The following is a 25157-nucleotide window of genomic DNA, read 5'->3' on the forward strand; positions in this document are numbered from 1 at the left end:
CTGCGGACAGCTCCGGGATGCGGTCAGCTGGCGCCCGGGGACGCGCGATCACCGCGGCGAGGGGGCCGACCTAGGAGAGGCCCTCGCCGCGGCTGATAAGCAGGAGGCTGCCGCGCACACGGGAACGGTAGCAGCGCGTCAGTCGACATCGCAGCCGCAGGCGCAGTCCGGGGCGTGCAGCCGGTCCGGGTTGCGCTCCTCGTCGTACTCGCACCCGGCCGGGCAGGTGCAGTCGACCTCCCAGTCCGCGGAGGGCGGGGAGCCGGCCGCCCGCCAGGCCTGGTGCCGCTCCAGCCGGCGGGCGGCCTCCCGTCGGACCGCCTCAGCCCGCCGCGCGGCGGCGCGCTCGGCGAGGGAGTCGCCGTCCTCCGGTCGGTGGTGATCGGCCGGGAGGTCGACCCCGCGCCGCCGGTCGCGCAGCGAGCGGTCGCGGTCGAACGTGTAGCGCGGGTTGACCAGCCCGGGGCGGTGCGGGCCGCCCCACCAGTCGTCGTCCCCGTGCCGGGTGTCGAGATGGGCGGGCATCAGCCGGTCGGCGCCGTCCCGGACGGTGTCCCCGCTCATCGGGCCGAGCTCGAGGCCCGACGGGCCGAGCACCGCCAGCCGGCAGCCCGCGGTGGCCGCGGCCCGGACCAGGACGGAGACGGCGAGGTCCCGGGTGCCGTGCTCGGCAGCTGCCACCGCCGTCTTCGAGATCCCGATGCGCTCGGCCAGTTCACGCTGCGAGCAGTCGGTGAGCCGGCGGATGCGTCGGAGGACGCCGGCGAGCGGGAACGCGTCCACGTGCCCAGCCTGACGGCCGGAGCGCCCGTCGAGCCCGGTCACGGGCGGTCTGTGGAGGGAGCTGTCGGTTGTGCACAGCCGCCACGGTGGTCCTCGGACAGTCGAGCTCTGCCCCCAGGTGGGGGCAGAGCTCGACTGCCGGCAGAGCACCTCCCGGCCTGGCGCTCGCAGCGGCGAGCCGGGTGCGGTCCGGGTCAGAACTCCTTGGCGCGGCGGAGGCGGAGCGGGCGGCCGTCGGGGTCGTTGACCAGCCGGTAGATCGGGGTCGCCCAGATCCGGGTCAGCCGGGACAGCTTCTCGGGCCGGTGCGGACGCAGTCGCCCCGCCGGGCGCGGGCCGACGCGGCCGCCGTCGTACCACTCCTGCAGGGCGGTGGCCGACCGCGCCAGGGTGGCGACGAAGTCCTCCGGGTCGAGCAGGTCGTCGTCCGCGCGGCCGTCCCCGCCACCGTCCACGGCGCGGCCGAGGTGCTCGCGGGCCAACCGCAGGCGCAGGTCGCGGGCCAGGACCCGCGCGCCGTAGCCCGTCCCGGCCGGGTCGCGCGGTTCGCGCGCGTCGCGGGTGGTGTCCAGCACGCCGCTGGACAGTTCGCTGTCGTGGGTCCAGGACCGGCGGTTGAAGTTGTCGCTGCCGACGCTGACCCAGACGTCGTCGACGACGCACACCTTGGCGTGCACGTAGACCGGCGTCCCCTCGTCGTTCTCCAGGTCGAAGACGTGCACCCGGCCGGGGCCGGCCGCCCGGCAGGTCTCGATCGCCTGGTGCCGGCCCACGTACTGCGGGCGCTCGGCGATCGCGCCGTCCTGGTCGGGGACCCGGGGCACCACGACGACCAGGTGCAGGCGGGGGTGGGCGCGCAGCGCCTCGGCGAACAGGTGGGCGACCTCGGTCGACCACAGGTACTGGTCCTCCAGGTAGACCAGCCGGCGGGCCTGGTTGATCGCCTTGCTGTAGCCGCGGGCCACCGACCGCTCGCCGTGCGGGGCGAACGGGTACGCGGGCTTGATCGCCGGGTAGGTGCGCAGCGTCTGCACCAGGTGCGGCCCGCACTCCGGGGGAGGCGGGGGCTGCTCGGGCAGCGGGACGGCGTTCATCCGCGAGCTGGACAGCTTGTCGTGCACCCAGGCCAGCGGGTGGTCGGTGTCCGGGCCGTGCGGGTCCTCCCAGCGCTGGCGGAACACCGTGTCGAGCACGCCGACGACCGGGCCGCGCAGCTGCAGCTGCACGTCGTGCCAGGGCGGACGCGGCCCGTAGACCTCCGCCATCGACTGCGGCTGGGGGTCGCCGCGGTGCTCGTAGGTGTCGCGGCGGGCGTGGCACAGGTCGATCCCGCCGGCGAAGGCGACGTCCCGGTCGGGGTCGTCGGGGTGCCGCAGGACGACGATCTTCTGGTGGTGGCTGCCCAGCCGGCGCACCCGCTGGTCGAGCACCACGACTCCGCCGCCGTCCTCGACCGCCTCGTCGAGGGCGGCGTTCTCCTCCTTGGAGAAGCTGAGTCCGTCCCAGTGCGATCGCCACACCAGCCCGAACACGCAGACCCCCCGGCGGGCCGCCGAGCCGAACAGCTCGCCGACGGTGGGGCCGTCCTCGCGCATCCGCTCGTCGGGGTCGCCGCGCCAGTCGGTGAACATCAGGTGGTCGCCGACGCCCAGCTCCTCCACCGCGCTGACGAGCCGGTCGAAGTAGGTGGCACCGTCGACGAGCGCCTCGACGCGGTTGCCCGACGTCCAGGCAGGGAGGCCGGAAGCACGGTTCCCGCGCTCGTCGGCGGTGAGCAGCCAGTGCTCGGCGTCGTCCATCCGGTGATCACATCCCGTGACGAACCGGCCCCGCAACCCCCGGCTGCGCGGCACCGTCGGTAGCCTGGGCCCGTGGCCCTGGTGGTGCAGAAGTACGGCGGCTCCTCCGTCGCGAACGCCGAGCGCGTCAAGCGCGTGGCCGAGCGCATCGTCGAGGCGAAGAAGAACGGCGACGACGTGGTCGTCGTCGTCTCCGCGATGGGCGACACGACCGACGAGCTGCTGGACCAGGCGAGCCAGATCACCGCCGACCCGCCCGGCCGCGAGCTGGACATGCTGCTCACCGCCGGTGAGCGGATCTCGATGGCGCTGCTGGCGATCGCGATCTCCACGCACGGTTACGAGGCGCGGTCGTTCACCGGCTCCCAGGCCGGGGTGATCACCACCTCCAGCCACGGCAAGGCGCGGATCATCGACGTCACCCCGGGCCGGCTGCGCGACGCGCTCGACGAGGGGTCGATCGTCATCGTCGCCGGGTTCCAGGGCGTCAGCCAGGACACCAAGGACGTGACGACGCTGGGCCGCGGCGGCTCGGACACCACCGCCGTCGCCGTCGCCGCCGCGCTGCAGGCCGACGTCTGCGAGATCTACACCGACGTGGACGGCGTCTTCACCGCCGACCCGCGGATCGTCCCGAACGCCAAGCGGCTCGAGACCATCACCTACGAGGAGATGCTGGAGCTCGCGGCCTCCGGGGCGAAGGTGCTCATGCTCCGCTGCGTCGAGTACGCCCGCCGGTACGGCATCCCGGTGCACGTCCGCAGCTCCTACTCACAGCTCCCCGGCACGATCGTGACCGGCTCGATGGAGGACCTCACCGTGGAACAGGCCATCATCACCGGCGTCGCGCACGACCGGAGCGAGGGCAAGATCACCGTCTACGGCGTCCCGGACCGGCCGGGCGAGGCCGCGCAGATCTTCCGCGTCCTGGCCGACGCCGAGATCAACATCGACATGATCGTGCAGAACGTGTCGGCCGAGGGCAGCAAGCTCGCCGACATCTCCTTCACGCTGCCGGTCAGCGACGGGCCGACCGCGCTGGCCGCGCTGGAGGCGGTCAAGCACACCGTCGGCTACAGCGACCTGCGCTTCGACCAGCACATCGGCAAGGTCTCGCTGGTCGGCGCCGGGATGCGCTCGCACCCCGGGGTCTCGGCGAAGTTCTTCGGCGCGCTGGCCGACGCCGGGGTGAACCTGGAGCTCATCAGCACCTCGGAGATCCGCATCTCCGTGACGTGCCGGGACACCGACGTCGACGTCGCCGTCCGCGCGGTGCACGACGCCTTCGACCTGGGCTCCGAGGTCGAGGCCGTGGTCTACGGAGGGACGGGACGATGAGCCGGCCGCTGCACCTGGGGATCGTCGGCGCGACCGGTCAGGTCGGCGTCGCCATGCGCTCGATCCTGGCCGGGCGGGACTTCCCGCTGGCCTCGATCCGCTTCTTCGCCTCGGCCCGCTCAGCCGGCAGCACGCTGCCCTGGGGGGACGGCGAGATCGTGGTCGAGGACGCCGCCACGGCCGACCCGACCGGGCTGGACGTCGCGCTGTTCTCCGCGGGCGCCAGCACCTCGCGGGCGCAGGCACCGCGGTTCGCCGCCGCCGGGGTCACGGTGATCGACAACAGCTCCGCGTTCCGCCGGGACCCGGCGATCCCGCTGGTCTGCAGCGAGGTCAACCCCGGGGACATCGCGCTGGCCGCCGAGGGCCGGATCATCGCCAACCCGAACTGCACCACGATGGCCGCGATGCCGGTGCTCAAGCCGCTGCACGACGAGGCCGGGCTGGTGCGGATCGTCGCCAGCACCTACCAGGCGGTCTCCGGCTCCGGGGTCGCCGGCGTCCGCGAGCTGCACGGGCAGGCGCTCGCCGTCGTCGAGAAGGCCGACGAGCTGGCCTACGACGGGTCCGCGGTCGCCTTCCCGGCGCCGGAGGTCTACGTCGCACCGATCGCGTTCAACGTGCTGCCGATGGCGGGCTCGGTCGTCGACGACGGCTCCTTCGAGACCGACGAGGAGCAGAAGCTCCGCAACGAGAGCCGCAAGATCCTCGGCATCCCCGACCTGCGGGTCTCCGGCACCTGCGTCCGCGTTCCGGTCTTCACCGGCCACTCGCTGTCGCTGAACGTCGAGTTCGACCGCCCGCTGTCGGTCGAGCGGGCGACCGAGCTGCTGTCCACCGCGCCCGGCGTGCAGCTGGTCGACGTCCCGACCCCGCTCCAGGCGGCGGGCAAGGACCCCTCCTACGTCGGCCGGATCCGGCAGGACGGCGAGAACGGCCTCGCGCTGTTCGTCTCCAACGACAACCTCCGCAAGGGCGCCGCCCTCAACACCGTCCAGATCGCTGAGTTGATCGCTGGGTCACGGTGACCCTTCGGGTCACACCGCGGCCAGGAGCCGTGCCCCGGGGGCGCTGAGCCGCTTCCTGTCGCACCTCGGGGAGGACTCCGTCCTCCCGTCGGTGCGACCGCGGCACGGGGTGACCGTCCGGCGGGAGCCTCCGGCCCCGCGCCGGACGGTCACCGGCAGCTGGCGCTGCAGTGCCGCGGTCCGTGCACGTAGGTGGCCGGCTCTCCTACGGCTCGACGTGCCTGAGGACGAAGCTCAGGGCGACCTCGACCTGGCGGATGGTCTCCTCGATGACGAGCGATCCGTGGCCGGCGTCGAAGCGGTAGACCTCGTGCGGCTTGCCCCGCTCGTCGAGCGCGGCCAGGTAGTTGTCGATCTGCCGGATCGGGCAGCGCGGGTCGTTGGCGCCGGCGACGACGAGCACCGGGGCGGCCACCGCGTCGACGTAGGTCAGCGGCGAGGAGCGCACGTAGACGTCGCGCACCTCCTCCGGTGAGCCGCCGAACAGCGCCCGGTCGTAGGCCCGCAGGCCCTCCATCTCGTCCTCGTACGCGGCGATGTAGTCCGCCACCGGCACCTCGGCGATCCCGGCCGCCCAGCGCTCGGGTTGGGTGCCCAGGCCGAGCAGGGTGAGGAACCCGCCCCACGAGCCGCCGGACAGGACGGCCCGCGCCGGGTCGACGACGCCCTCGGCGACCAGCGCGTCGTAGACCGCGGCGACGTCCTCGAGCTCGGTGAGCCCCGGGCGGCCGGTCAGCGCGTCCCGCCACTCGCTGCCGTACCCGGTGGACCCGCGGTAGTTGACGTGCACGACCGCGTACCCGGCGTCGACGTAGGCGGCCCGGCGGGCGCGGTAGGAGTCGTCGTCCTGCGCCTCCGGCCCACCGTGCACCAGGAACGCGGTGGCGTGCGGCCCCTCCCCGGCCGGGCGGACGAGCAGGGCGTGCACGGTGCCGCCCGGACCGGGGACCCAGCGGTCCTCCACCGGGTAGGCGGTCGGCGGCGCCTCGCCCGGCGCGGCCAGCACGACCGGGCCGTCGGCCCGGCGGATCACCGGCGGGGTCTCGGCGTTGGACCAGGCCAGCTCCACGGTGCCGTCGGGGCGGGCGGTCGCGCCGCGGACGACGCCGCGCGGGGTGTCCAGCTGGACGAGGGCCCCGGAGGCCAGGTCGTAGCGGTACAGCTCGCTGCGGGCGGCGTGGTCGTGGCCGACCAGCAGCGCGGAGCCGTCGGGGTACCAGCCGGCGCTCACGTCGCCGGGCAGGTCCAGCAGCAGCTCGGACTCGGTGTCGGCGGCGACGTCCCAGATGAGCAGCTCCTCGCGGCCGCGCCGCTCGTGGCCGACCAGCAGCCGCTGGTCCCCGGCGACGGGGGAGAAGGACAGCGCGTGCAGGCCGCGGCCCTCGCCGTCCCACTTGTCCGCGACCAGCTCGAGCCCGTCGGTGCGCAGCACCCGCAGGGCGGGGTAGCGCGGGTCGCCGTGCTCGGAGTGGGAGAACACCAGCAGTGACTCGTCCCGGGAGAGCGCGTCGACCGAGGCCGTGTCCGGGCTGGCGTAGAACTTCATGGGCGTGCCACCGGCCGGGACCACCCAGAGCTCGCTGCCGTCGTCGGTGGACCGGCCGGCCAGCACGACCCGGGAGCCGATCTCCAGCCCCGCGGGGTAGGCGGGGCCGACGTCCGGCAGCGCCACGGTGTCCGGGCCGCCGGCGAAGGGCTGGGTCATCCAGACGCCGAACTCGTCGCCGTCGGTGTCGGCGAACCACCAGATCGTCTCGCCGTCGGGGCTCAGCGTGGCGCCCAGCGTGCCGTTGGGCCGGTCGGTGACCTGCCGGTGCGTGCCGGTGTCCCGGTCCCAGGCGTACTGCTCGACCACGCCGCTGACGTCGGAGGAGTAGAGGCTGCGCTGCGGGGCGTCCTCCGCCCAGTCCGGCAGGCTCACCCGGGGCGCCCGGAAGCGGGCCTGCCAGCGGGCGGTCACCTCGGGAGGGAGCACGGGGACGTCGGTCGGCACGGGCTCGGCGGTCACCCGCTCATCGTCCTCCAGCGCCTGCCCCGGCCTGCGCACCGGGCACCGGCCCGGTGACGTCGGCGCTCCGCACGTCGCCGATCAGCTGCTCCAGCACGTCCTCCAGCGCCACCAGGCCGAGCACCCGGTCGCCGTCCCGGACCAGGCCCAGGTGCGAACCGGACCGGCGCATCTCCTGCAGCACCTCCGGCAGCGGCTCGGCCGCGGTGAGCTCGACGAAGTCCTTGACCGCCTGGTCGGGCACGGGCTTGTCGCGGGACGTCGGCCCGGTGCCCAGCACGTCCTTGACGTGGACGTAGCCGGCGAGCGAGCCGTCGTCGAGGCGCATCGGGTAGCGGCTGTACCCGTGCTCGGCGACGACGCCCTCCAGGTCGCGCGGCGTGGAGCGGCGCGGCACGGTGACCAGCGAGTCGGGGGAGAGCAGCACGGAGCTGACGTCGTGCTGCTCGAAGCTCAGCGCGCCGGTGGCCAGCTCGCTGACCTCGTTGCCGAGCAGCCCCTCGCGCCGGGACTGGGCGATCATCGACTGGATCTCGTCGTGGTCGAAGCTGGCGGTGATCTCGTCGGTCGGGGTGACCCCGAACAGCCGGACGAAGCCGTTGGCGACGACGTTGAAGAACCAGATGAACGGCTTGAGCAGCCGGACCAGGAACGCCAGCGGCGGGCCGAGCACGATCGCCGCGCGGTCCGGCCCGGCGATGGTGATGTTCTTGGGCACCATCTCGCCGAGCACCATGTGCAGCACGGTCACGATCGACAGCGCGATCACCAGCGAGACCGGGTGCAGCAGGCCCTCCGGCGCGCCGACGGCCTCCAGCGGTGCCTTGATCAGGTGCGCCACGGCCGGTTCGCCGACCGCGCCCAGGCCCAGCGAGCACAGCGTGATGCCCAGCTGCGCGCCGGCCATCATCTGCGAGACGTTCCGCATCGCGGCCAGCGTCTTCTGCGCGCGGACCGACCCGGCCGCGGCGCGCGGCTCGATCTGGTCGGCGCGGGCGGAGACCAGCGCGAACTCGGCGGCGACGAAGAACGCGTTGCCGAGCAGCAGCGCGATCAGGACCAGCAGGCTCAGCGCATCGCTCATGCCGGCGCCACCTCGCGCTCGAACCGGACGGCGGTCGCGCCGGCCGGAGGGGCGACGTCCGCCGGCTCGTCGTCGGCAGGGTCGGGCTCGGCCTGCTGCGGCGCGGCCCGCAGCCGGGACACCCGGCGGCCCTCGACCCCGGCGACGGTCAGCCGCCAGCCCTCCACCTCGACCGACTCGCCCTCCTCGGGCAGGTGCGCCAGCCGTTCCAGCACGAAGCCCGCGACGGTCTCGTAGCGGCCCTCGGGGACCGGGATGCCGGTGCGCTCGCGGACCTCGTCGGGGCGCAGCAGGCCGGAGAGGACCCAGTCCTCGCCGTCGCGGCGCAGCTGGCGCAGCGGCCGGTCGGTCTCGTCGGTGATCTCGCCGACCAGCTCCTCGACGATGTCCTCCAGGGTCACGATGCCGTGGGTGGCGCCCCACTCGTCGACCACGAGGGCCAGCTGCAGGCCCTGCTCGCGCAGCAGGTCCAGCAGCGGGTCCAGGTGCAGCGACGACGGGACGGCGAGCACCGGCTCGGCCAGCTCGCCCGCGGTGCGCTGCAGCCGCTCCTCCTCGGGGACCGAGACCGCGTGCTTGACGTGCACCACGCCGGTGACCTCGTCGAGGTCGGAGCCGTAGACCGGGAAGCGCGAGTTGCCCGACCGGATGGCGGCGTCGATGACGTCGGCGGCGGTCGCCTCCGAGCTCAGCGTCCACAGCCGGGTGCGCGGGGTCATCACGTCGGTGGCGAACTTCTCCCGCAGCCCCAGCGAGCGGCTGAGCAGCCGGGCGGCGACGGGGGACAGGTCGCCCTCCTCGGCCGAGCGGCGGGCCACGGCGGCCAGGCCCTCGGCGTCCCGGGTGTCGTCCAGCTCCTCCTTGGGCTCGAAGCCGAGCCGGCGGACGATCCCGTTGGCCAGCGCCTGTAGGGCGTGCACGACCGGGCCGGTGACCAGGGTGAACGCGCGCATGCCCGGCGCGACCACGGAGGCGGTGCGCAGCGGCCGGGCGATGGCGAGGTTCTTGGGGCCGAGCTCGCCCAGGATCATCTGCAGGAAGGTGGCCAGCGCGATGCCCAGGGCGACGGCGACCGGTGCCGTGGCGCCCTCGGGCAGCCCGATCGCGCCGAGCACCGGCTCGATCAGCCCGCCCAGCGCGGGTTCGGCGAGGAAGCCGACCACCAGCGTGGTGAGCGTGATGCCCAGCTGGGCCGCGGAGAGCTCGGTGGACAGCCCCCGGAGCGCGCGGACGACCCCCTCGGCGCCCTTGTCGCCCTCGGCGGCGGCCCGCTCGGCCTGACCGCGGTCGACGGAGGTGAAGGAGAACTCGGCCGCGACGAAGAACCCGGTGAACGCGGTCAACAGCACGGCCGCCAGGAGGAGCAGCCACTCGGTCATCCCCGCTGAGGTGCCCGCGGCACGGGCCGGGGAAACGAGCGGTGCCCGAGAGCACAAACGACTCAGGGACCGCCGGTGGCGGTCCCTGAGTGGTGGGTCGGGGTGACAGGATTTGAACCTGCGGCCTCGTCGTCCCGAACGACGCGCGCTACCAAGCTGCGCCACACCCCGAGGTGCGTCGACAACTGTAACCGACGGGGTGCGGCCCTCTCGCAGGGGCCCGGCGAGTGCCGGGGGGCCGAGGGGGTCCGCCAGCTACGCGGCGCGCGGGTTGAGGGTCAGCAGGGTTGCCTCGGGCGGGCAGGCGAACCGGGCAGGGGCGTAGGGGCTGGTGCCCAGCCCGGCGGAGACGTGCAGCCACGTGCCGTTCGGGTGCCCGGGTGAGGGCTGCGCCCAGCGGTGCAGCCAGCGGACGTGCTGCCGGTCGATGCCGCAGTTGGTGACCAGGGCGCCGTAGAAGGGCACCCGCAGCTGGCCGCCGTGGGTGTGCCCGCACAGCAGCAGGTCCCACCCGTCGGCGGCGAACCGGTCGAGCACCCGCGGCTCGGGGGAGTGCACCAGCCCGATCGTCAGGTCGGCGTCGGGGTCGGCGGGGCCACCCACGTCGTCGTACCGGTCCCGCTTCAGGTGCGGGTCGTCGAGGCCGGTGAACGCGATCTGGGTCCCGGCCACCGTGAGCGTGCCCGTGGCGTTGGTCAGGTCGAGCCAGCCCCGGGCGGTCATGCCGTCGCGCAGGTCCCGCCAGGGCAGCGGGTCGCCGTGCACCCGCTTGTGGTCGGTCTTGAAGTACTTGAACGGGTTCTTCGGTCGCGGCGCGTAGTAGTCGTTGCTGGCGAGCACGAACGCGCCGGGCAGCTCCATCAGCGGGTCCAGCGCGCGGAGCGTCGCCGGGACGGCGTCCATCCCGGCGAGGTTGTCGCCGGTCGTGATCACCAGGTCCGGGCGCAGGTCGGCCAGCCCGGCCACCCACTCCTGCTTGCTGCGCTGCCCCGCGGTCATGTGCAGGTCGGACAGCTGTAGCACGGTCAGCGGGGCCGAACCCGGTGGCAGGACGGGGACGTCGAAGCGGCGCAGCGTCCACGCGGTCCGCTCGACGAGGCTCGCGTAGGCCACCGTGGCGGCGCCGGAGGCCACGACGGCGGCAGGGACGGCGGTTCTCGCACGCATCCTGCGAGCCTACGGGCGCGGGAACTCCGTCGTCCCGGCGCGGGCGGAGGTGGCAGGCTCTGCGGTGTGCCTGGACTGAAGGACCGACTCCGTACCGACCTGACCACCGCGATGAAGGGCCGCGACGAGCTGAGCACCGCCACCTTGCGGATGGTGCTCTCCGCCGTCTCCGCCGAGGAGGTGGCCGGCAAGGAGGCTCGTGAGCTCAGCGACGACGACGTGATGGCCGTGCTCCGCCGGGAGGCGAAGAAGCGCCGCGAGGCGGCCGAGGCGTTCGCCGGTGCCGGGCGCGCCGAGCAGGCCGAGCGGGAGCGCGCGGAGGAGGGCGTGATCGCGACCTACCTGCCGGCCCAACTGGCCGACGCCGACCTGGCGGCGATCGTCGCCGACGTGGTCACCAGCACCGGGGCCTCGGGCATGAAGGACATGGGCAAGGTCATGGGCGCGGTGCAGGGGAAGGTGGCCGGCCGGGCCGAGGGCGGCCGCATCGCCGCCGAGGTGCGCCGCCAGCTGGGCTGACGACAGGACCCCGTTCCCTCCCAGCTCGCCCCACCGGGGCCCCGTTCAGGGGCCCGCGCTGAGCTCGCGAAGCGTGGGGGGAACGGGGTCCTTCTTCACTCGCCGGGGTCGCCGTCCCCGTTCCAGTCCGGCAGCTCGAACTGGCCGCTGGGCGGCTGCTCCACCGGCGGTGGCTCCACGGCCGGTGCCTCCGGGGTGGGCGCCGGGGCGCTGGGCGCCGGCTCCGGGGTCGGGGTGTTGCGCGGCCTGGTGGTCGGCGCGGGTGTGCGGTAGCCGGAGCCGTTGCTCACCTGGATGGTGACGACCTGGCCGGGGCTGGCCTGGGCGCCGGCGCGGGGGCTGGTGCCGAGGAAGCTGCCCTCGGAGCGCGCGCCGTTCACCTCGGCCACGACCGGCTGGAAGCCCGCCCCGGTGAGCGTGTCCCGGCAGGAGCTGACCGAGGAGCAGCTGGGCACGGTCGGCCGGTTGCCGGAGACCACCAGCGGGTCGGCCGGCGGGAAGGGCACCGACGGCTCCTTGGACAGGATCGGCAGCATCGCGTCGTGGTAGATCGTCGCGGGCTTGTTGCCGCCGTAGCCGCCGACGTCCCGCTGCGACTTCGGGTTGAACACCATCACGCTGACCGTGTACTTCGGCGTCGAGCCGACGAAGGTCGCGGACTTGTTGTCCTGGATGGTGCCGGTCTTGCCGGCGATCTGGTGGCCGGGGATGGCCGCCCGGGTCGCGGTGCCGGTGACGGTGTCGCCGATCATCATCTGGTTCAGCGTGGTGGCCACGCCGGCCGGGATGGCGTTCTCCTTGCAGGTGTTGCCGCTGACGTAGGGCGTGCCGTCGTCCTTGGTGACCGGCTCACCGGTGGAGTCGACGATCGAGACGACCGGCGTCGGCTCGCACTGGGTGCCGTTGGCGGCCAGCGTGGAGTACGCGCTGGCCAGGTACAGCGGGCTGGTGGCGTCGACGCCGAGGGTGAAGGAGCCGCGCTTCTCGGCGATGATCTGGTCGGCGGTGGCGTCGATGGAGTGCAGCCCCATCGCCTGCGCGGTGCGCACCACCGGCTCGACGCTGCCCAGCGCGTCCTCCAGGCCCACGAAGTAGGTGTTGGAGGACTCGACCAGGGCGGCGGTCATGTCCATCGTGTCCGGGTAGTTGGTGCCGACGTTGCTCACCACGTAGGGGGCGCCCGTCGTCCCGCCGTTCTTCTTGAACACCTTGGAGCTGTAGGGCTGCGGGGTGGTGATCGTGTAGTTCGCGCCGTAGCCCTGGGCGAGCGCGGCGGCGGCGGTGAAGACCTTGTAGGTCGACCCGGCGCCGGCGCTGGTCGCGGTGTTGAGGTTGACCGACTCGCACTCGTAGGCGTCGCAGCCGTACCGGCGGTTGACGCTCATCGCCAGCACGTGCCCGGTGCCGGGCTCGACGGCGGTGAAGACGCCGGCCAGGTCGTTGCCGCCGCCCATCGGGAGGGTGTTCAGCACGGCCTGGTCACCGGAGGTCTGGATGTCCGGACGCAGCGTCGTCTGGATCGTCCAGCCGCCGTTCTTGATGGCGTCCGCGCTGATCCCCAGCGTGCCGGTCAGGTAGTTGTACATGTAGTCGCAGAAGAAGCCGCCGACCGTGGCGTCGATGCAGCCGTTGGGCGGGGTGCCGCCCTCGGCCAGCGGGATCGGGGCGGCCGAGACGTCGGCGAGCTCCTGGTCGGTGATGTGCCCGAGGTCGTGCATGCGCTGCAGCACCTGGTTGCGCCGCTTCGCGCCGGCGTCGGGGTTGACCAGCGGGTCGTCGTTGGTCGGGCTCTGCACCAGGCCGGCGAGCACCGAGGCTTGCGGCAGGGTCAGGTCGATGGCGTTGACGCTGAAGTACTTCTGCGCGGCGGCCTGGATGCCGTAGGCGCCCTCACCGAAGTAGGCGATGTTCAGGTAGCGGGTGAGGATCTCGTCCTTGGAGTAGGTCTGCTCCAAGGCGAGCGCCAGCCGGGCCTCCTTGAGCTTGCGGCCCACGGTCTGCGCGGTGGCCGCCTGCTGCTCCTCGGGGGTGGAGGCGGTCTGCAGCAGCGTCTGCTTGACCAGCTGCTGGGTCAGCGTCGAGCCGCCCTCCTCGACCCCGCCGGCGGCGACGTTCTTCGCCAGCGCGCGCAGCGTGCCCTGCACGTCCAGGCCGTTGTGCTCGTAGAAGCGCGAGTCCTCGATGTCGACGATCGCCTGCTTCATGACGTCGGAGATCTGGTCCGGCGTCACCGGCGTGCGGTTGTTCGTGAAGAACTCGGTGATCTCCGAGCCGTCGGCGGCCAGCACCTTGGTGTTCCCGCTGGGCGTCTTGTCGGTCAGCTCGACCGGCAGCGCGTCGAGGAGGGTCGAGGAGTTCCGGGCCACCAGCCCGGTCCCGCCGACGAATGGCAGCAGCATGGCGGCGACCAGCAGGCCGGCCACGACGATGGCCCCGGCCAGCTTGACCAGGGCGGTGCGACGGAGGTGCGCAGACTCGGACATCGCAGGCCAAGGTACCTGTTCGGCGGGCCCCGGCGCCCCGCCTCGACCCCGACGCGCGGCGGCCCCGGGCGGGTCGCGCGGGGACGCGCCCGGCACCGGGTCGGGGGGCCCGGCGCGGGGGTCTCGGCGACCCCCGCGCGCCCGCTCAGCCGGCCTGCGGCCGGAGCGGCAGGACCCGGCTGCGCGGGGTGCCCGTGCCGGTGTCGTCCTCGGCGGCCAGCAGCGCCTCGCCCATCGTGCGCAGCCCCTCGAGGTCGTGCACGTCACCGGCGGCGGCCGGCACCGTGCGCACCTTGACCTCGGGGTGCGCGCTGGTGAACCGGTCGGCCAGCCGCTGCTCCCGGGTGGCCAGCGTCATCCGCTCGGCGTGCACCCGCAGCGCCCCCGCGGCCAGCTTCGCGCCCTTGCCGCCGGCCTCGGCCACCGCCTCCGCGGCGGCCTCGGCGCGGGTCGCCGACAGCGCCGTCGTCGCCGGCGGGTGGGTGCGGTTGATGACCAGCCCGGCCAGCGGCATCCCCTCGGTGGACAGCCGGTCGACGAAGTAGGAGGCCTCGCGGAGGGCGTCCGGCTCCGGGGCGGCGACCACGACGAACGACGTCCCGGGCTGGCGGAGCAGCTCGTAGGTCGCCGTCGCGCGCTCCCGGAACCCGCCGAACATGGTGTCCAGCGCCGAGACGAACGCGGAGATGTCGTTCAGCAGCTGGCCGCCCAGGATCTTGCTGATGATCCGGGTGAAGATCGCGAAGCCGGCCCCGACGATCCGCACCCCGGCCCGCCCACCGGCCCGGGCCGGCGCGGTGAGCAGCCGGATCATCGTGCCGTCGAGGAAGCGGCTCATCCGGTTGGGTGCGTCCAGGAAGTCCAGCGCCGACCGGGACGGCGGGGTGTCGACGATGATCAGGTCCCAGCGCTCGCTGGCCCGCAGCTGCCCCAGCTTCTCCATCGCCATGTACTCCTGCGTCCCGGCGAAGGACGAGGAGAGCGCCTGGTAGAAGGGGTTCGCGAAGATCACCTCGGCACGCTCGGGCGTCGAGTGCGCGGACACGACGTCGTCGAACGTCCGCTTCATGTCCAGCATCATCGCCGAGAGCTCGCCCGGCGAACCCGGTGTCTCGACCACCCGCGGCTCGTTGTCCAGCTCGACCAGGCCCAGCGACTGGGCCAGCCGGCGGGCCGGGTCGATGGTGAGGACGACGACCTGCCGGCCGGCCTCGGCCGCGGCCAGGGCCAGCGCCGCCGACGTCGTCGTCTTGCCGACCCCGCCGGAGCCGCAGCACACGATGATCCGGGTCTGCGGGTCAGCCACCAGGGCGGCGAGGTCCAGGGCGGGCGCCGGGCCCGGCCGCCGGGGCGCGGTCACGCGGCGGCCTCGGTGGTCAGGATCGCCTCGAGCCGGTCGGCCAGCTCGAACAGGGTGCCCAGGTCGATCGGGGTGACCGACAGCGGCAGCTCCACGACCGGCCGGCCGAGCGCCTCGACCTCCCCGCGGAGGGCGTCCTGCGCCACCCAGCGCTGGGCGTGCTCGACCGCCTCGGCGGCGAGCCCGTCGGCGACCTCCACGCCGCCGTGCACCGAGGCCGCGGTCAGCGCGGGGAGCAGGTCGGCGCCGATGAGCCGGCCCTCGGCGGTGCGGCTCAGGCTGGCGGCGGGCAGCAGCGGCTCGGCCGCCATGTTGACGATCACCGAGCCCACCGGCAGCCGGGCCGCGGTCAGCTCGGCGATCGCGTCGGCGGTCTCCTGCACGGGCATGTCCTCCAGCAGGGTCACCAGGTGCACCGCGGTCTGCGGCGACCGGAAGACGGCCATCACCCCGTCGCTCTGCGCCTTGATCGGACCGGAGCGGGCCAGCCCGGCCACCTCGCCGGTGACGTTGAGGAAGCGGGTGATCCGACCGGTCGGCGGGGCGTCGACGACGACGGCGTCGTAGACGGGCCGGCCGTCCTTGCCGCGGCGGGTCACCGCCTCCTTGATCTTGCCGGTCAGCAGCACGTCGCGCAGGCCGGGGGCGATGGCGGTGGCGAAGTCGACGGCGCCCATCTTGCGCAGCGCGTACCCGGCCCGCTTGAGGTTGTAGAACATGTCCAGGTACTCGAGGAAGGCCGCCTCGACGTCGATCGCCAGCGCCTTCACCTCGCCACCGCCGCGGGCGACGGCGACCCGGCGCTCCTCGTAGGGCAGCGGCGGGGTGTCGAAGAGCTGGGCGATGCCCTGCCGGCCCTCGGTCTCGACCAGCAGCACGTGGCGGCTGTCGGCGGCGAGGGACAGCGCCAGCGCGGCGGCGACCGTCGTCTTCCCGGTCCCGCCCTTGCCGGTCACGACGTGGCACCGCACGGGCAGCGGCTCTCGAGGTGCAGGGGTCACCTCTGCGAGCCTACGAGCGGCGGCCGACTCCGGCCTCTCTCGGCTGCGCTAGCGTCGCGCCATGACCGAATCCGCCCGCCGCACGTGGGAGTACGCCACCATCCCGCTGCTGATCCACAACACCAAGGCGATCCTCGACTCCTGGGGCGTCGACGGGTGGGAGCTGGTGACCGTGCTCTCGGGTCCCGGTGGCGGCGACCAGTTGGTGGCCTACCTCAAGCGCCCGACGAGCTGATGACCCAGCCCGCGCAGACCTGGACCGCCCGGCTCGCCGAACTCGGCGTCCGGCTGCCCCCGGTCGCCGCCCCCGTGGCGGCCTACGTGCCCGCCATCCGCAGCGGCCAGCTGGTCTTCACCTCCGGCCAGCTGCCCTTCGTCGATGGCGGGCTGCGCCGCACCGGCAAGGTCGGCGGCACCGTCGACATCGAGGACGCCGCCGCCGACGCCAAGGTCTGCGCGCTCAACGCGCTGGCTGCGATCGACGACCTGGTCGGGCTGGACGCCATCGCCCGGGTCATCCGGGTGGTCGGCTACGTCGCCAGCGCCGAGGGCTTCAGCGCCCAGCCGCGGGTGGTCAACGGGGCGAGCGAGTTCCTCGGCCGGGTCTTCGGCGAGGCCGGCACGCACGCCCGCAGCGCCATCGGCGTCGCCGAGCTCCCGATGAACGCCCCCGTCGAGGTCGAGCTCACCGTCGAGCTGCGATGACGTCGCGACCCTGCGGGCCGCACCGCGGCCAGGTGCCGGGTCGCGCTGCGTGGAGCCGCTTCCCGTGTCCCCGGCAGGGAGCCTCCGGCCCCCGTGCCGGGTCCACCGCCTCCTGCGTCGGCGTGGCATGACCCCTCCGGGGCCCGTCCCGATCCGGCAGGCGGCGACCGTGCTGCTGCTGCGCGACGGCACGGTCGGCCTCGAGGTCTACCTGCTCCGACGCACCCGGGGCATGCCCTTCGCCGGCGGGATGAGCGCCTACCCCGGTGGCGGCGTCGACGACCGCGACGGCGACACCGACCTGGCCTGGGTCGGCCCCCCGCCGGCCGACTGGGCAGCGGCCTTCGGCTGCGACGAGCGGCTGGCCCGCGAGCTGGTGTGCGCCGCCGTCCGGGAGACCTTCGAGGAGGCCGGCGTCCTGCTGGCCGGGCCGGCCGACGGGTCCGGCGTCGTCCCCGACGTCTCCGGCGACGACTGGGAGGCCCAGCGCCAGGCGCTGCTGGCCCGCGATCTCTCCCTGGCCGAGCTGCTCGCCGGCCGCGGCCTGGCGCTGCGGGCGGACCTGCTGCGGCCCTTCGCGCACTGGATCACCCCGCCACCGGAGCGCCGGCGCTACGACACCAAGTTCTTCGCCGCGCTGCTGCCCGCCGGGCAGGAGGCGCGCGACGTCTCCGGCGAGGCCGACGAGGCGGTCTGGACGACGCCCGCCGCCGCGCTGCAGGAGCACGCCGGCGGGAGCCGGCCGATGCTGCCGCCGACGATCCACACCCTCGGCCAGCTCGCGCCCTTCCCGGACGCCGCCGCTGCCCTCGCCGGCTCGCCGCCCGCCCCGCTGGAGCCGATCAGCCCGACCTTCGAGCAGACTCCCGACGGCAACTACGCGGTGCTCCCCGACGGCACGAGGATCCGCATGGTCGTGCCACTACCCGCGTGATCCTGGCGGATCACACCGCGGCCAGGTGCCGGGTTGCGCTGCGCTGAGCCGTTGGCCGTGTCCCGGCGAGGGACCCTCCGGGCCCCGTCACCGGTCCACCCCTCGCTGCGCTCGGGTCCGTACCGGTGGTCCCGTCACTCGTGGTCCCCTCGCCTGAACGCGAGAGGCCCGGAACTCGGTGAGTTCCGGGCCTCTCGCGTTCGACGGTCTTCCTACCTCGCGCGGCGGCGGAGGCGGTCCTCGTCGAGGACGACGACGGACTTGCCCTGCAGCTGGATCCAGCCGCGGTGCACGAAGTCGGCGAGCGCCTTGTTGACCGTCTCGCGGGAGGCGCCGACCAGCTGGGCCAGCTCCTCCTGCGTCAGGTCGTGCTTGACCCGGAGGCCGTCGCTCTCCCGGCTGCCGAAGCGGTCGGCCATCTGCAGCAGCGCCTTGGCCACCCGGCCGGGCACGTCGGTGAAGATCAGGTCGGCGACGGAGTCGTTGGTGCGGCGCAGCCGGCGGGCGAGGACCCGCAGCAGCTGCTCGCCGATCTCCGGGTGCGCGGTGATCCAGGGCCGGAGCATGTTGTTCGGCATCTTGGCCAGCCGGACGTCGGTGACCGCCGTGGCGGTCGCCGTCCGGGGGCCCGGGTCGAAGACCGACAGCTCGCCGAACTGGTCCGACGGACCCATGACGGCCAGCACGTTCTCGCGCCCGTCGGGCGCCCGCCGGGACAGCTTGATCTTGCCGGAGAGGACGACGTACAGGCTGTCGCCCGACTCGCCCTCGTTGAAGACGACGCGGCCCCGGGGCAGGGTCACCGTCTCCAGCGAGCTGGCCACCGGCTCGGCAGCCTCTTCCGACAGTCCCTGGAAGAGACCGGACTGGGCAAGGACCTCGTCCACGTGCACCTCTCGCAACGTCCTCACGGGTGCGATGGCGACCCGCGTCCAGGAGAGTCTAGGGCCTGTGGCTGACCTCACCAGTGCACTGAGTCACCGGACTGCCCACTCTGAGTGGCTCCGGGGGTCGTCCCTCCCGGTGAGCGGGCCGGGTGTGCATCCGCTCAGTCGGCGTGCTGGGGTTGCTCGCTGGGCTCGGTCACCCGGTCGGTGAGCACCGGACTGGGCACCCGGCGGCCGCGGCCCCGGCGCCGGGCCCGCCACCGGGACATCGCCCGGCGGATGCCGGAGTGGGCCAGCGTGCCGACCTCGGCCTCGGTGGCGGTGCCCAGGAAGTCCTCGACCTCGCGCTGCGAGGTGGGCCGGCGCAGCGGCTCCTCGACCCGCTCCATGACGAGCAGGAAGGCGATGAGCAACGGCGGGAACAGGATGACGATGAGGGCGACCACGTGCACCTCCTCGGCGACGTCTGCGGGCAGGCCGCCCAGGTGAGGACGACGTCGGTCGTGCGGTCTGATGGTGGCGCGCTGTCCGTTGGGCCGCGCACCGCCGTCGAGTATGACGGTCGGCGCCCGGCAGCGTACGTGCGGCGGAGGCCGTGTTGCACCTGCGGCGGAGCCTGTGTCGCACGTGCGGCAGAGCCTGGGGGAGGCGACGCCTACCCTCACTCGCGTGTCCCGGCCCGCCACCGCACCCGACGCCCTCCCGGCCTACACACGACCCGTACCGCCCCGGCGTCCCGGTCGCGCGGCGCGGCTGGGGATCTCCCCGTTCGACCCGGAGGAGAGCCCGCTGGGGCGCACCCGGCGGGCCCGGCGGATGGCCCGGGAGCTGGCGGCCATCCACCCGGACGCGCACTGCGAGCTGGACTTCACCACCCCGCTGGAGCTGCTCGTGGCCACCGTCCTGTCGGCGCAGACCACCGACCGGACGGTCAACAAGGTCACCCCGGCGCTGTTCGCCCGCTACCCCGACGCGTACGCCTACGCCAGCGCCGACCGGGACGAGCTGGAGACGATCCTGAAGCCGACCGGCTTCTTCCGGGCCAAGGCCACCTCGGTGATCGGCCTGGGGCAGGCGCTGGTCGAGCGCTTCGACGGGGAGGTGCCCGGGAAGCTGGTCGACCTCGTCACGCTCCCGGGCGTGGGCCGCAAGACCGCCAACGTGGTGCTCGGCAACGCCTTCGGCGTCCCCGGGCTCACCGTGGACACCCACTTCGGCCGGCTGGTGCGCCGCTTCGGCTGGACGGCGGAGGAGGACCCGGTCAAGGTCGAGACCGAGATCGCGGCGATCGTCCCCAGGAAGGAGTGGACGATGTTCTCCCACCGCGTGATCTTCCACGGCCGGCGGGTGTGCCACGCGAAGAAGCCCGCCTGCGGGGCCTGCGGGCTGGCCGCCTGGTGCCCCTCCTACGGTATCGGGCCGCTGGACCCCGAGGTCGCCGAGAAGCTGGTCAAGACCCCCGCTGCCTCGGACACCGAGTGAGCCGCGCCCTGCGCGCCGCCGGCGCCCTGCTGGTGCTGTTCGCGCTGCTGGCGGGCTGCACGTCGGCGGAGTCCGACGAGCCGGCGCCGACGCCGGCGAGCAGCGACCTGGAGTCCCTCGACGCCGACCTGCAGCCCTGCCCGGAGCAGCCCGACCAGCCGGCCGCCGACAGCGACCTGCCCGCCACGGTCTTCGACTGCTTCGGCGGCGGCACCCTCGACCTCAGCCGCGCCCCCGGGGTGCCGACCGTGGTCAATCTCTGGGCCAGCTGGTGCGGGCCCTGCCGGGAGGAGCTGCCGCTGGTGCAGCAGCTCGCCGACGCCGGCGGTGAGCGGGTGCGGGTGCTCGGCGTGGCCAGCCTCGACGGCGCCTCCCAGACGGCGTCCTTCGCGAAGGACGCCGCGATCAGCTTCCCGAGCGCCTTCGACGGCGAGGGGGAGGTGATGGCCGCGATCGGGGTCAACACGCTGCCGCACACGATCTTCCTCGCCGCCGACGGCTCCATCGCCTACGTGCAGGTCGGTCAGGTGCAGTCGCTCGCGGAGTTCGAGCAGCTGGTCGCCGACCACTTGGGCGTGCAGCTGTGACGCTCCCCGCCGACGAGCTCGCCGGGCTGCCGGAGCACGTCCAGCGGCTGGTCGCGCACGCCGGCGAGCTGCCGCTGTGGCACCGGCACGGCGCGCCCTCGGCCACCGCCCGCCGCTCCGCCGTCCTCATCCTGTTCGGGCAGGGCCCCGGCGGCCCGGACGTGCTGCTGATCGAGAAGTCCGCGCACCTGCGCAGCCACGCCGGGCAGCCGGCGTTCCCCGGCGGCGGCGCCGACCCGGGGGAGGACTACCCGGTCGGCACCGCGCTGCGCGAGGCGCAGGAGGAGGTCGGCGTCGACCCGGCGAGCGTGCGGGTGCTGGCGACGCTGCCGGCGCTGTTCCTCGGCCCGTCGGACAACGTCGTCGTCCCGGTGGTCGGCTGGTGGGACGACCCGCGGGAGATCGCGACCGCCGACCCGCGCGAGGTGGCGAAGGTCGCCCGGGTGCCGCTGGCGCAGCTGGTCGACCCGGCGAACCGGTTCCGGGTGCGGCACCCCGCCGGGTACGTGGGGCCCGCGTTCGGGGTGGCCGGCATGGTCGTCTGGGGCTTCACCGCCGGCCTGCTGGACGCCGTCCTGCAGGCCGCGGGGCTGAGCCTGCCCTGGGACGCCGGCGACGTCCGGCCGCTCACCGGCCTGGCCGCGGCGGCACCGGCGGACTCCGAGGAGGAGCCGGTGGACTCCGACGTCGCCGACCGCGCCGCGCCGACGGTCGCCGACGACGGAGGACGGACAGGTTCGCCGCGTACCGTCCCCGGACCATGAGCCCGGCCCGGTCCCGCGCTGCGCGCGGAAGCGGCCGGCCGGCCCCGTTCGGCGGGCTGCTGGCCGGCCTGCTGCTGGCAGAGACGATCGAGTTCACCGTCAGCGCGCCGGGTGACCACCCCGTCGAGTGCAGCTTCCACGCCGCGCTCGGGCAGGTGGGCACCATGACGGTGAGCGGGTGATGTCCCTCGTCGACCTGGCCCTCATCGTCCTCGCGCTGGTGTTCGCGCTGTCCGGCTTCCGGCAGGGGCTGATCGTCTCCGCGGCCTCCTTCGTCGGCTTCTTCGGCGGCGCGGTGCTCGGCGCCCAGCTGTCCGGGCCGCTCGCCGACGACATCGCCGACTCCTCGGTCACCCGGGTGTTCGTGGCCCTGGTCGTGGTGCTCGCCGGTGCCCTGCTGGGGCAGCTGCTGGCCGGGGTGATCGGCCGCGCGGTGCGCACCCGGGTCACCTGGGAGCCGGCCAAGATGGTCGACGCCGTGGCCGGGGCGGTCGTCTCGGCGGCCGCCGTCCTGCTGGTGGCGTGGATGGTGGCCACCCCGCTGGCCAGCTCGCCGTTCCCCGGGGTCGCCGGGCAGGTGCGCCAGTCGGCGCTGGTGCAGGTCGTGGACCGGACGGTGCCCTCGCAGGTGCGCTCGCTCTACGACTCGCTGCGGACGGCGATCGACCGGCAGGGCCTGCCCGACGTGCTCGACCCGCTCACCCCGACCGAGGCGCGGGACGTCCCCGCGCCGGACCAGGCGCTGCTGGACAGCCCCGTCGTCGGCAGCGTGCAGGGCTCGGTGGTGCAGATCCGGGGGATCGCGGCGTCCTGCTCCCGGCAGATCGACGGCTCCGGCTTCGTCTTCGCCGACCAGCGGGTGATGACCAACGCGCACGTGCTGGCCGGGGTCAGCGACCCGCAGGTCACCGCCGAGGGCGAGGCGTACGACGCGACGCCGGTGTACGTCGACGAGGAGACCGACATCGCCGTCCTCGCCGTGCCCGGGCTGCCGCAGGTGCCGCTGCGCTTCACCCCGAGCCCGGTGGACACCGGCGCGGACGCGATCGTGATGGGCTACCCGGGCGGCGGCGGCCTGTACGTGGGTCCGGCCCGGGTCCGGGACCGCGGGGAGATCAGCGGACCGGACTTCCGCTCCACCCGGACCGTGCAGCGGGACGTCTACGCCCTGTACGGGCAGGTGCGGGCAGGCAACTCCGGCGGCCCCCTGCTGGCCACCGACGGCTCGGTGCTGGGCGTCGTCTTCGCCTCCGCGATCGACGACCCGGACACCGGCTACGCGCTCACCGCGGCCGAGGTCGCCGACGCGGCGGCCACCGGGACCGCTGCGGTCGCCGCGGTCGACACCGGTCCCTGCGAATGAAAGGACCTCGTTCCCCCCACGCTTCGCAAGCTCAGCGCGGGCCCCTGAACGAGGCCGGCGGCTGGGTGCGGCGCGCAGCTGGGTTGCGCTAGGGGGTCGCCCAGCCGGCGATGGCGGCGGTGACGTCGGCGGGGGTCTCCTCCTGCGGGAAGTGGCCGGCGCCGGGCAGCTCGCGCCACTCGTAGGCCCCGGCGACGTAGCGGTCGGAGCCGAGGGCGGTGCGCGGCAGGACGTAGGGATCGAGGGCGCCGTGCAGCTGCAGGGTGGGCGCGGTGACCGGTGCGGCCATCCGGCGGGCGAAGCGCAGCCCGTCGGGCCGCAGCTGGGAGCGGCCGGCCCAGCGGTAGTACTCCATCGCGCCGTAGGCGGCCTGCGGGATCCGGGAGGCCGCCCGGTAGCGGTCCACCGCCTCGGCGAAGTCCGCGGTCTGCACCCAGGCCGGCCCCGCCCAGCGGCGCATCAGGTCGGCGACGGGGTCGTCGTCGGCCCGGGTGAGCCGCCGCTCGGGGAGCCGGGGGAGCTGGTAGTGCAGCGCGTAGGCCAGCGCGCGCCGCTGGCGCCCGTCGGTGACCGAGGCGCGCAGCCGCCGCGGGTGCGCCGCCCCGATGACGACGAGCCGGCGCACGCTGCGCGGGTGCAGCGCGGCCATGGTCCAGCCGACCAACCCGCCCCAGTCCGCGCCGACGACGACGGCGTCGGTCTCGCCGAGCGCGCGGATCACCGCGGCGGCGTCGGCGGCGGCGGTGGGCAGGTCGTAGCCGCGCGGCGGCTTGTCGCTGGCGCCGTAGCCGCGCAGGTCCGGGGCGACCACGCGCAACCCGGCCGCGGCCAGGCCGGTGAGCTGGTGCCGCCAGGTCCACCAGAACTGAGGGAAGCCGTGCAGCAGCAGGACCAGCGGACCGTCACCGGCCTCGGCGGCGTGCAACCGGACGCCGTTGGCCGAGACGTCGCGGTGCGCCCAGGGGCCGGGGAGCAGGACGCTGGTCGCGTCCGGCTGCCCGTCCTGGGGTTCGGTCATGCAGGGATCAGCGCAGGCGTGCGTGCGGGTCCTGGCGGACGACCTGACCGTTGCGGACGACGGGCAGGTCGTGCTGCCGCTGGCCGGGGGCCTCGCGGCGGGCCAGGTCGGGCAGGTCCGACAGCGTCTCGAGGGTCTTCTCCGGCTTCTTGATCTTCTTGACCTGGCGGTAGCCGATGAACCCGGCGACCGCGGCGATGAGGACCAGGAGGGCGAAGACGATGAGGTAGGAGATCCACCGCGCCAGGCCCAGCCAGGTGAAGAACTCGGCGAGCGCGATGAAGAAGAAGATCGCGGCGAAGGCCAGCAGCACGCCGGCGGCGGCGAAGGCGGCAGCACCGATGCCGCCGCGCTTGGCCGAGACGGTCACCTCGGTCTTGGCCAGCTCGATCTCCGAGCGGATCAGCGTGGACATGTCGGCCATGGCGCTCTTGGCGAGCGTGCCGACCGAGGGCTCGGCGGGGCCCGCGGACCGGACCGCCGGCTGGGTCGTCGAGACACTGTGGGCCACGGGTGGCTCCTCCCTGATCAGCGCCCGGATCGGCGCGTTCCTCGGGTGATCGTGCCGCATGATCGCCACGCCCGCCGGTCCGGGTCACCCGGGTGAGTGCCGCGTCACCCGGGTCGTCAGGCGATGTCGCACAGGCAGGGGCAGTCCTCGACGTGCGGGACCGCCTGCTGCCGCGGGGACAGCGGCCCGTCGGCGAACAGCAGGTCGTCGCACGCCGGCGGGCAGGTGCACACGGGGTCCGACCACAGCGGCAGGCCGAGCCGGAGCCGTTCCTGCACGCGCAGCTGGTGCTCCGCGAGCTCCTTGCGCCACCGTTCGCGCCACGCTGCTCGGGCCGCCTCGGCCCGGACGCGTGCGCGGTCCGCCGGGGCGTCGCCGGCCCGCGGCGGCTGGTGGTCCGGCGGGGTCCCCGCAGCCTTGCGCTGGCTGTCACGCCAGTCGCGGCGCCGGTCGAACGTGTACCAGGGCTGAGGGCGGCTCCGATACCAGTCGGCATGCCACCACTGGTCGTCGCCGTAGCGGGTGTCCAGGTGCGCCGGGAAGTGCCGCCCCGCGCGGTCGCGGACCGCGTTCCGGTCCATCCCCCGCACCTCGCTGCCGGTCGCATCGAGCAGGCCCAGCCGCAGTCCGGCCAGACCTGCCGCCCGCACGAGCACGCCCACCGGGAGGTCGCGCTGGCCGAGCTCCGCCCGCGCCACGGTCGACCGGGCCACCGCGAGGGCGTCGGCGAGCTCGCGCTGGGACAGGTCCGCAGTGCGACGGATCCGCCGGAGCAGGGCGCTGAGCAGGCCCTCGTCCCCGGCGGCGGGCGGCGCATCCGTCACCCGGACGATGGTGCCGTTCAGCCGCTCGCTCCGGGGCCGGCGTGCTGCAGCCTGTGGACGAGCTGGTGGTCCGGGGGTGGTCCCGGGACGCTCGTGCTCTGCTGCCTGGGAGGCAGCAGAGCACGAGCGTCAC

Annotated in this window: 25 protein-coding genes and 1 tRNA gene; 11 read left to right on the forward strand and 15 right to left on the reverse strand. The window is 74.3% G+C overall.

Translation table 11 applies throughout. The annotated features are described in order from the left end of the window. Positions 1–138 precede the first annotated feature (138 nt). The gene (locus tag MODMU_RS28300; RefSeq protein WP_014738651.1) at positions 139–783 is read right to left on the reverse strand and encodes a helix-turn-helix domain-containing protein; all 645 of its coding nucleotides are present in this window, start codon (positions 781–783) and stop codon (positions 139–141) included. Between the two features lie 194 nt (positions 784–977). Next, the gene (locus tag MODMU_RS02830) at positions 978–2582 is read right to left on the reverse strand and encodes a phospholipase D family protein (RefSeq protein WP_014738652.1); all 1605 of its coding nucleotides are present in this window, start codon (positions 2580–2582) and stop codon (positions 978–980) included. Positions 2583–2654: 72 nt separating this feature from the next. Here MODMU_RS02830 and MODMU_RS02835 point away from each other — a divergent pair, with 72 nt between their 5' ends. Beyond that, the gene (locus MODMU_RS02835) at positions 2655–3920 is read left to right on the forward strand and encodes an aspartate kinase (protein ID WP_014738653.1); all 1266 of its coding nucleotides are present in this window, start codon (positions 2655–2657) and stop codon (positions 3918–3920) included. Then, complete coding sequence (locus MODMU_RS02840) at positions 3917–4948, forward strand: aspartate-semialdehyde dehydrogenase (protein WP_014738654.1); 1032 nt, start codon at positions 3917–3919, stop codon at positions 4946–4948. The genes MODMU_RS02835 and MODMU_RS02840 overlap by 4 nt, the downstream gene beginning before the upstream one ends. Before the next feature lie 205 nt (positions 4949–5153). Here MODMU_RS02840 and MODMU_RS02845 read toward each other — a convergent pair whose 3' ends face one another. The 5 genes from MODMU_RS02845 to MODMU_RS02865 form a co-directional block, all read right to left on the reverse strand. Beyond that, the gene (locus MODMU_RS02845) at positions 5154–6956 is read right to left on the reverse strand and encodes a S9 family peptidase (protein ID WP_041795823.1); all 1803 of its coding nucleotides are present in this window, start codon (positions 6954–6956) and stop codon (positions 5154–5156) included. 4 nt (positions 6957–6960) lie between these two features. Beyond that, on the reverse strand, positions 6961–8040 hold the full coding sequence (locus MODMU_RS02850) for a hemolysin family protein (protein WP_014738656.1): 1080 nt from the start codon (positions 8038–8040) through the stop codon (positions 6961–6963). Then, positions 8037–9419, reverse strand: coding sequence for a hemolysin family protein (locus MODMU_RS02855; RefSeq protein ID WP_014738657.1), 1383 nt, complete (start codon positions 9417–9419; stop codon positions 8037–8039). The genes MODMU_RS02850 and MODMU_RS02855 overlap by 4 nt, the downstream gene beginning before the upstream one ends. Before the next feature lie 97 nt (positions 9420–9516). Continuing rightward, positions 9517–9590 (reverse strand) — tRNA-Pro (locus MODMU_RS02860). A gap of 84 nt (positions 9591–9674) precedes the next feature. Beyond that, positions 9675–10586 carry a metallophosphoesterase gene (locus tag MODMU_RS02865; RefSeq protein ID WP_014738658.1) on the reverse strand — a complete coding sequence of 304 codons (912 nt, stop codon included), beginning with the start codon at positions 10584–10586 and terminating at the stop codon, positions 9675–9677. Positions 10587–10652: 66 nt separating this feature from the next. Between MODMU_RS02865 and MODMU_RS02870 the strand changes: the two genes are divergently transcribed. Then, positions 10653–11105: a GatB/YqeY domain-containing protein gene (locus MODMU_RS02870; protein WP_014738659.1), complete on the forward strand. Its 453-nt coding sequence runs from the start codon at positions 10653–10655 to the stop codon at positions 11103–11105. Positions 11106–11200: 95 nt separating this feature from the next. Here the strand turns inward: MODMU_RS02870 and MODMU_RS02875 are convergent, their stop codons facing one another. The 3 genes from MODMU_RS02875 to bagA form a co-directional block, all read right to left on the reverse strand. Further along, positions 11201–13588: a penicillin-binding protein gene (locus MODMU_RS02875; RefSeq protein WP_014738660.1), complete on the reverse strand. Its 2388-nt coding sequence runs from the start codon at positions 13586–13588 to the stop codon at positions 11201–11203. Positions 13589–13733: 145 nt separating this feature from the next. Continuing rightward, positions 13734–14948 (reverse strand): ATPase BagB, encoded by a 1215-nt coding sequence (bagB, locus tag MODMU_RS02880; protein WP_014738661.1) that lies wholly within the window; start codon positions 14946–14948, stop codon positions 13734–13736. Further along, a complete protein-coding gene (gene bagA, locus MODMU_RS02885; RefSeq protein ID WP_166503379.1) occupies positions 14945–15949 on the reverse strand; it encodes an ATPase BagA in 1005 nt (334 codons plus the stop codon). The genes bagB and bagA overlap by 4 nt, the downstream gene beginning before the upstream one ends. Before the next feature lie 61 nt (positions 15950–16010). Here bagA and sp36 point away from each other — a divergent pair, with 61 nt between their 5' ends. From sp36 to MODMU_RS02895, 3 genes are all read left to right on the forward strand, one after another. Beyond that, entirely contained in the window at positions 16011–16184 is a 174-nt protein-coding gene (gene sp36 / locus MODMU_RS28045; protein ID WP_014738663.1) for a Sp36 family protein, read from the forward strand. Continuing rightward, positions 16184–16654 (forward strand): RidA family protein, encoded by a 471-nt coding sequence (locus MODMU_RS02890; RefSeq protein ID WP_014738664.1) that lies wholly within the window; start codon positions 16184–16186, stop codon positions 16652–16654. The genes sp36 and MODMU_RS02890 overlap by 1 nt, the downstream gene beginning before the upstream one ends. Before the next feature lie 127 nt (positions 16655–16781). Beyond that, complete coding sequence (locus tag MODMU_RS02895) at positions 16782–17588, forward strand: NUDIX hydrolase (RefSeq protein ID WP_014738665.1); 807 nt, start codon at positions 16782–16784, stop codon at positions 17586–17588. Between the two features lie 212 nt (positions 17589–17800). On the opposite strand, the gene MODMU_RS02900 is transcribed toward MODMU_RS02895, so the two are convergent. Further along, a complete protein-coding gene (locus MODMU_RS02900) occupies positions 17801–18475 on the reverse strand; it encodes a Crp/Fnr family transcriptional regulator (RefSeq protein WP_014738666.1) in 675 nt (224 codons plus the stop codon). A 161-nt stretch (positions 18476–18636) separates the two neighbouring features. Beyond that, positions 18637–18921, reverse strand: a complete 285-nt coding sequence (locus tag MODMU_RS02905) for a hypothetical protein (RefSeq protein WP_014738667.1) — start codon at positions 18919–18921, stop codon at positions 18637–18639. Positions 18922–19144: 223 nt separating this feature from the next. Here MODMU_RS02905 and nth point away from each other — a divergent pair, with 223 nt between their 5' ends. The 5 genes from nth to MODMU_RS02930 are packed head-to-tail and all read left to right on the forward strand — an operon-like array spanning position 19145 to position 22671. After that, on the forward strand, positions 19145–19957 hold the full coding sequence (nth, locus tag MODMU_RS02910) for an endonuclease III (protein ID WP_014738668.1): 813 nt from the start codon (positions 19145–19147) through the stop codon (positions 19955–19957). Further along, positions 19954–20544, forward strand: coding sequence for a TlpA family protein disulfide reductase (locus MODMU_RS02915; protein WP_014738669.1), 591 nt, complete (start codon positions 19954–19956; stop codon positions 20542–20544). Before nth ends, MODMU_RS02915 begins: the two co-directional genes overlap by 4 nt. After that, positions 20541–21308, forward strand: coding sequence for an NUDIX hydrolase (locus MODMU_RS02920; RefSeq protein ID WP_014738670.1), 768 nt, complete (start codon positions 20541–20543; stop codon positions 21306–21308). Before MODMU_RS02915 ends, MODMU_RS02920 begins: the two co-directional genes overlap by 4 nt. Then, on the forward strand, positions 21305–21490 hold the full coding sequence (locus tag MODMU_RS02925; protein ID WP_014738671.1) for a cupredoxin domain-containing protein: 186 nt from the start codon (positions 21305–21307) through the stop codon (positions 21488–21490). The genes MODMU_RS02920 and MODMU_RS02925 overlap by 4 nt, the downstream gene beginning before the upstream one ends. Further along, positions 21490–22671 carry a MarP family serine protease gene (locus MODMU_RS02930; RefSeq protein ID WP_014738672.1) on the forward strand — a complete coding sequence of 394 codons (1182 nt, stop codon included), beginning with the start codon at positions 21490–21492 and terminating at the stop codon, positions 22669–22671. Before MODMU_RS02925 ends, MODMU_RS02930 begins: the two co-directional genes overlap by 1 nt. A gap of 88 nt (positions 22672–22759) precedes the next feature. On the opposite strand, the gene MODMU_RS02935 is transcribed toward MODMU_RS02930, so the two are convergent. The 3 genes from MODMU_RS02935 to MODMU_RS26695 form a co-directional block, all read right to left on the reverse strand. After that, positions 22760–23689 carry an alpha/beta fold hydrolase gene (locus tag MODMU_RS02935; protein WP_014738673.1) on the reverse strand — a complete coding sequence of 310 codons (930 nt, stop codon included), beginning with the start codon at positions 23687–23689 and terminating at the stop codon, positions 22760–22762. A gap of 7 nt (positions 23690–23696) precedes the next feature. Then, the gene (locus tag MODMU_RS02940; protein WP_014738674.1) at positions 23697–24200 is read right to left on the reverse strand and encodes a phage holin family protein; all 504 of its coding nucleotides are present in this window, start codon (positions 24198–24200) and stop codon (positions 23697–23699) included. 116 nt (positions 24201–24316) lie between these two features. After that, on the reverse strand, positions 24317–25024 hold the full coding sequence (locus tag MODMU_RS26695; protein WP_014738675.1) for a helix-turn-helix domain-containing protein: 708 nt from the start codon (positions 25022–25024) through the stop codon (positions 24317–24319). Positions 25025–25157: the final 133 nt, after the last annotated feature.

The sequence above is a fragment of the Modestobacter italicus genome, assembly GCF_000306785.1.
GTDB lineage: Bacteria > Actinomycetota > Actinomycetes > Mycobacteriales > Geodermatophilaceae > Modestobacter > Modestobacter italicus.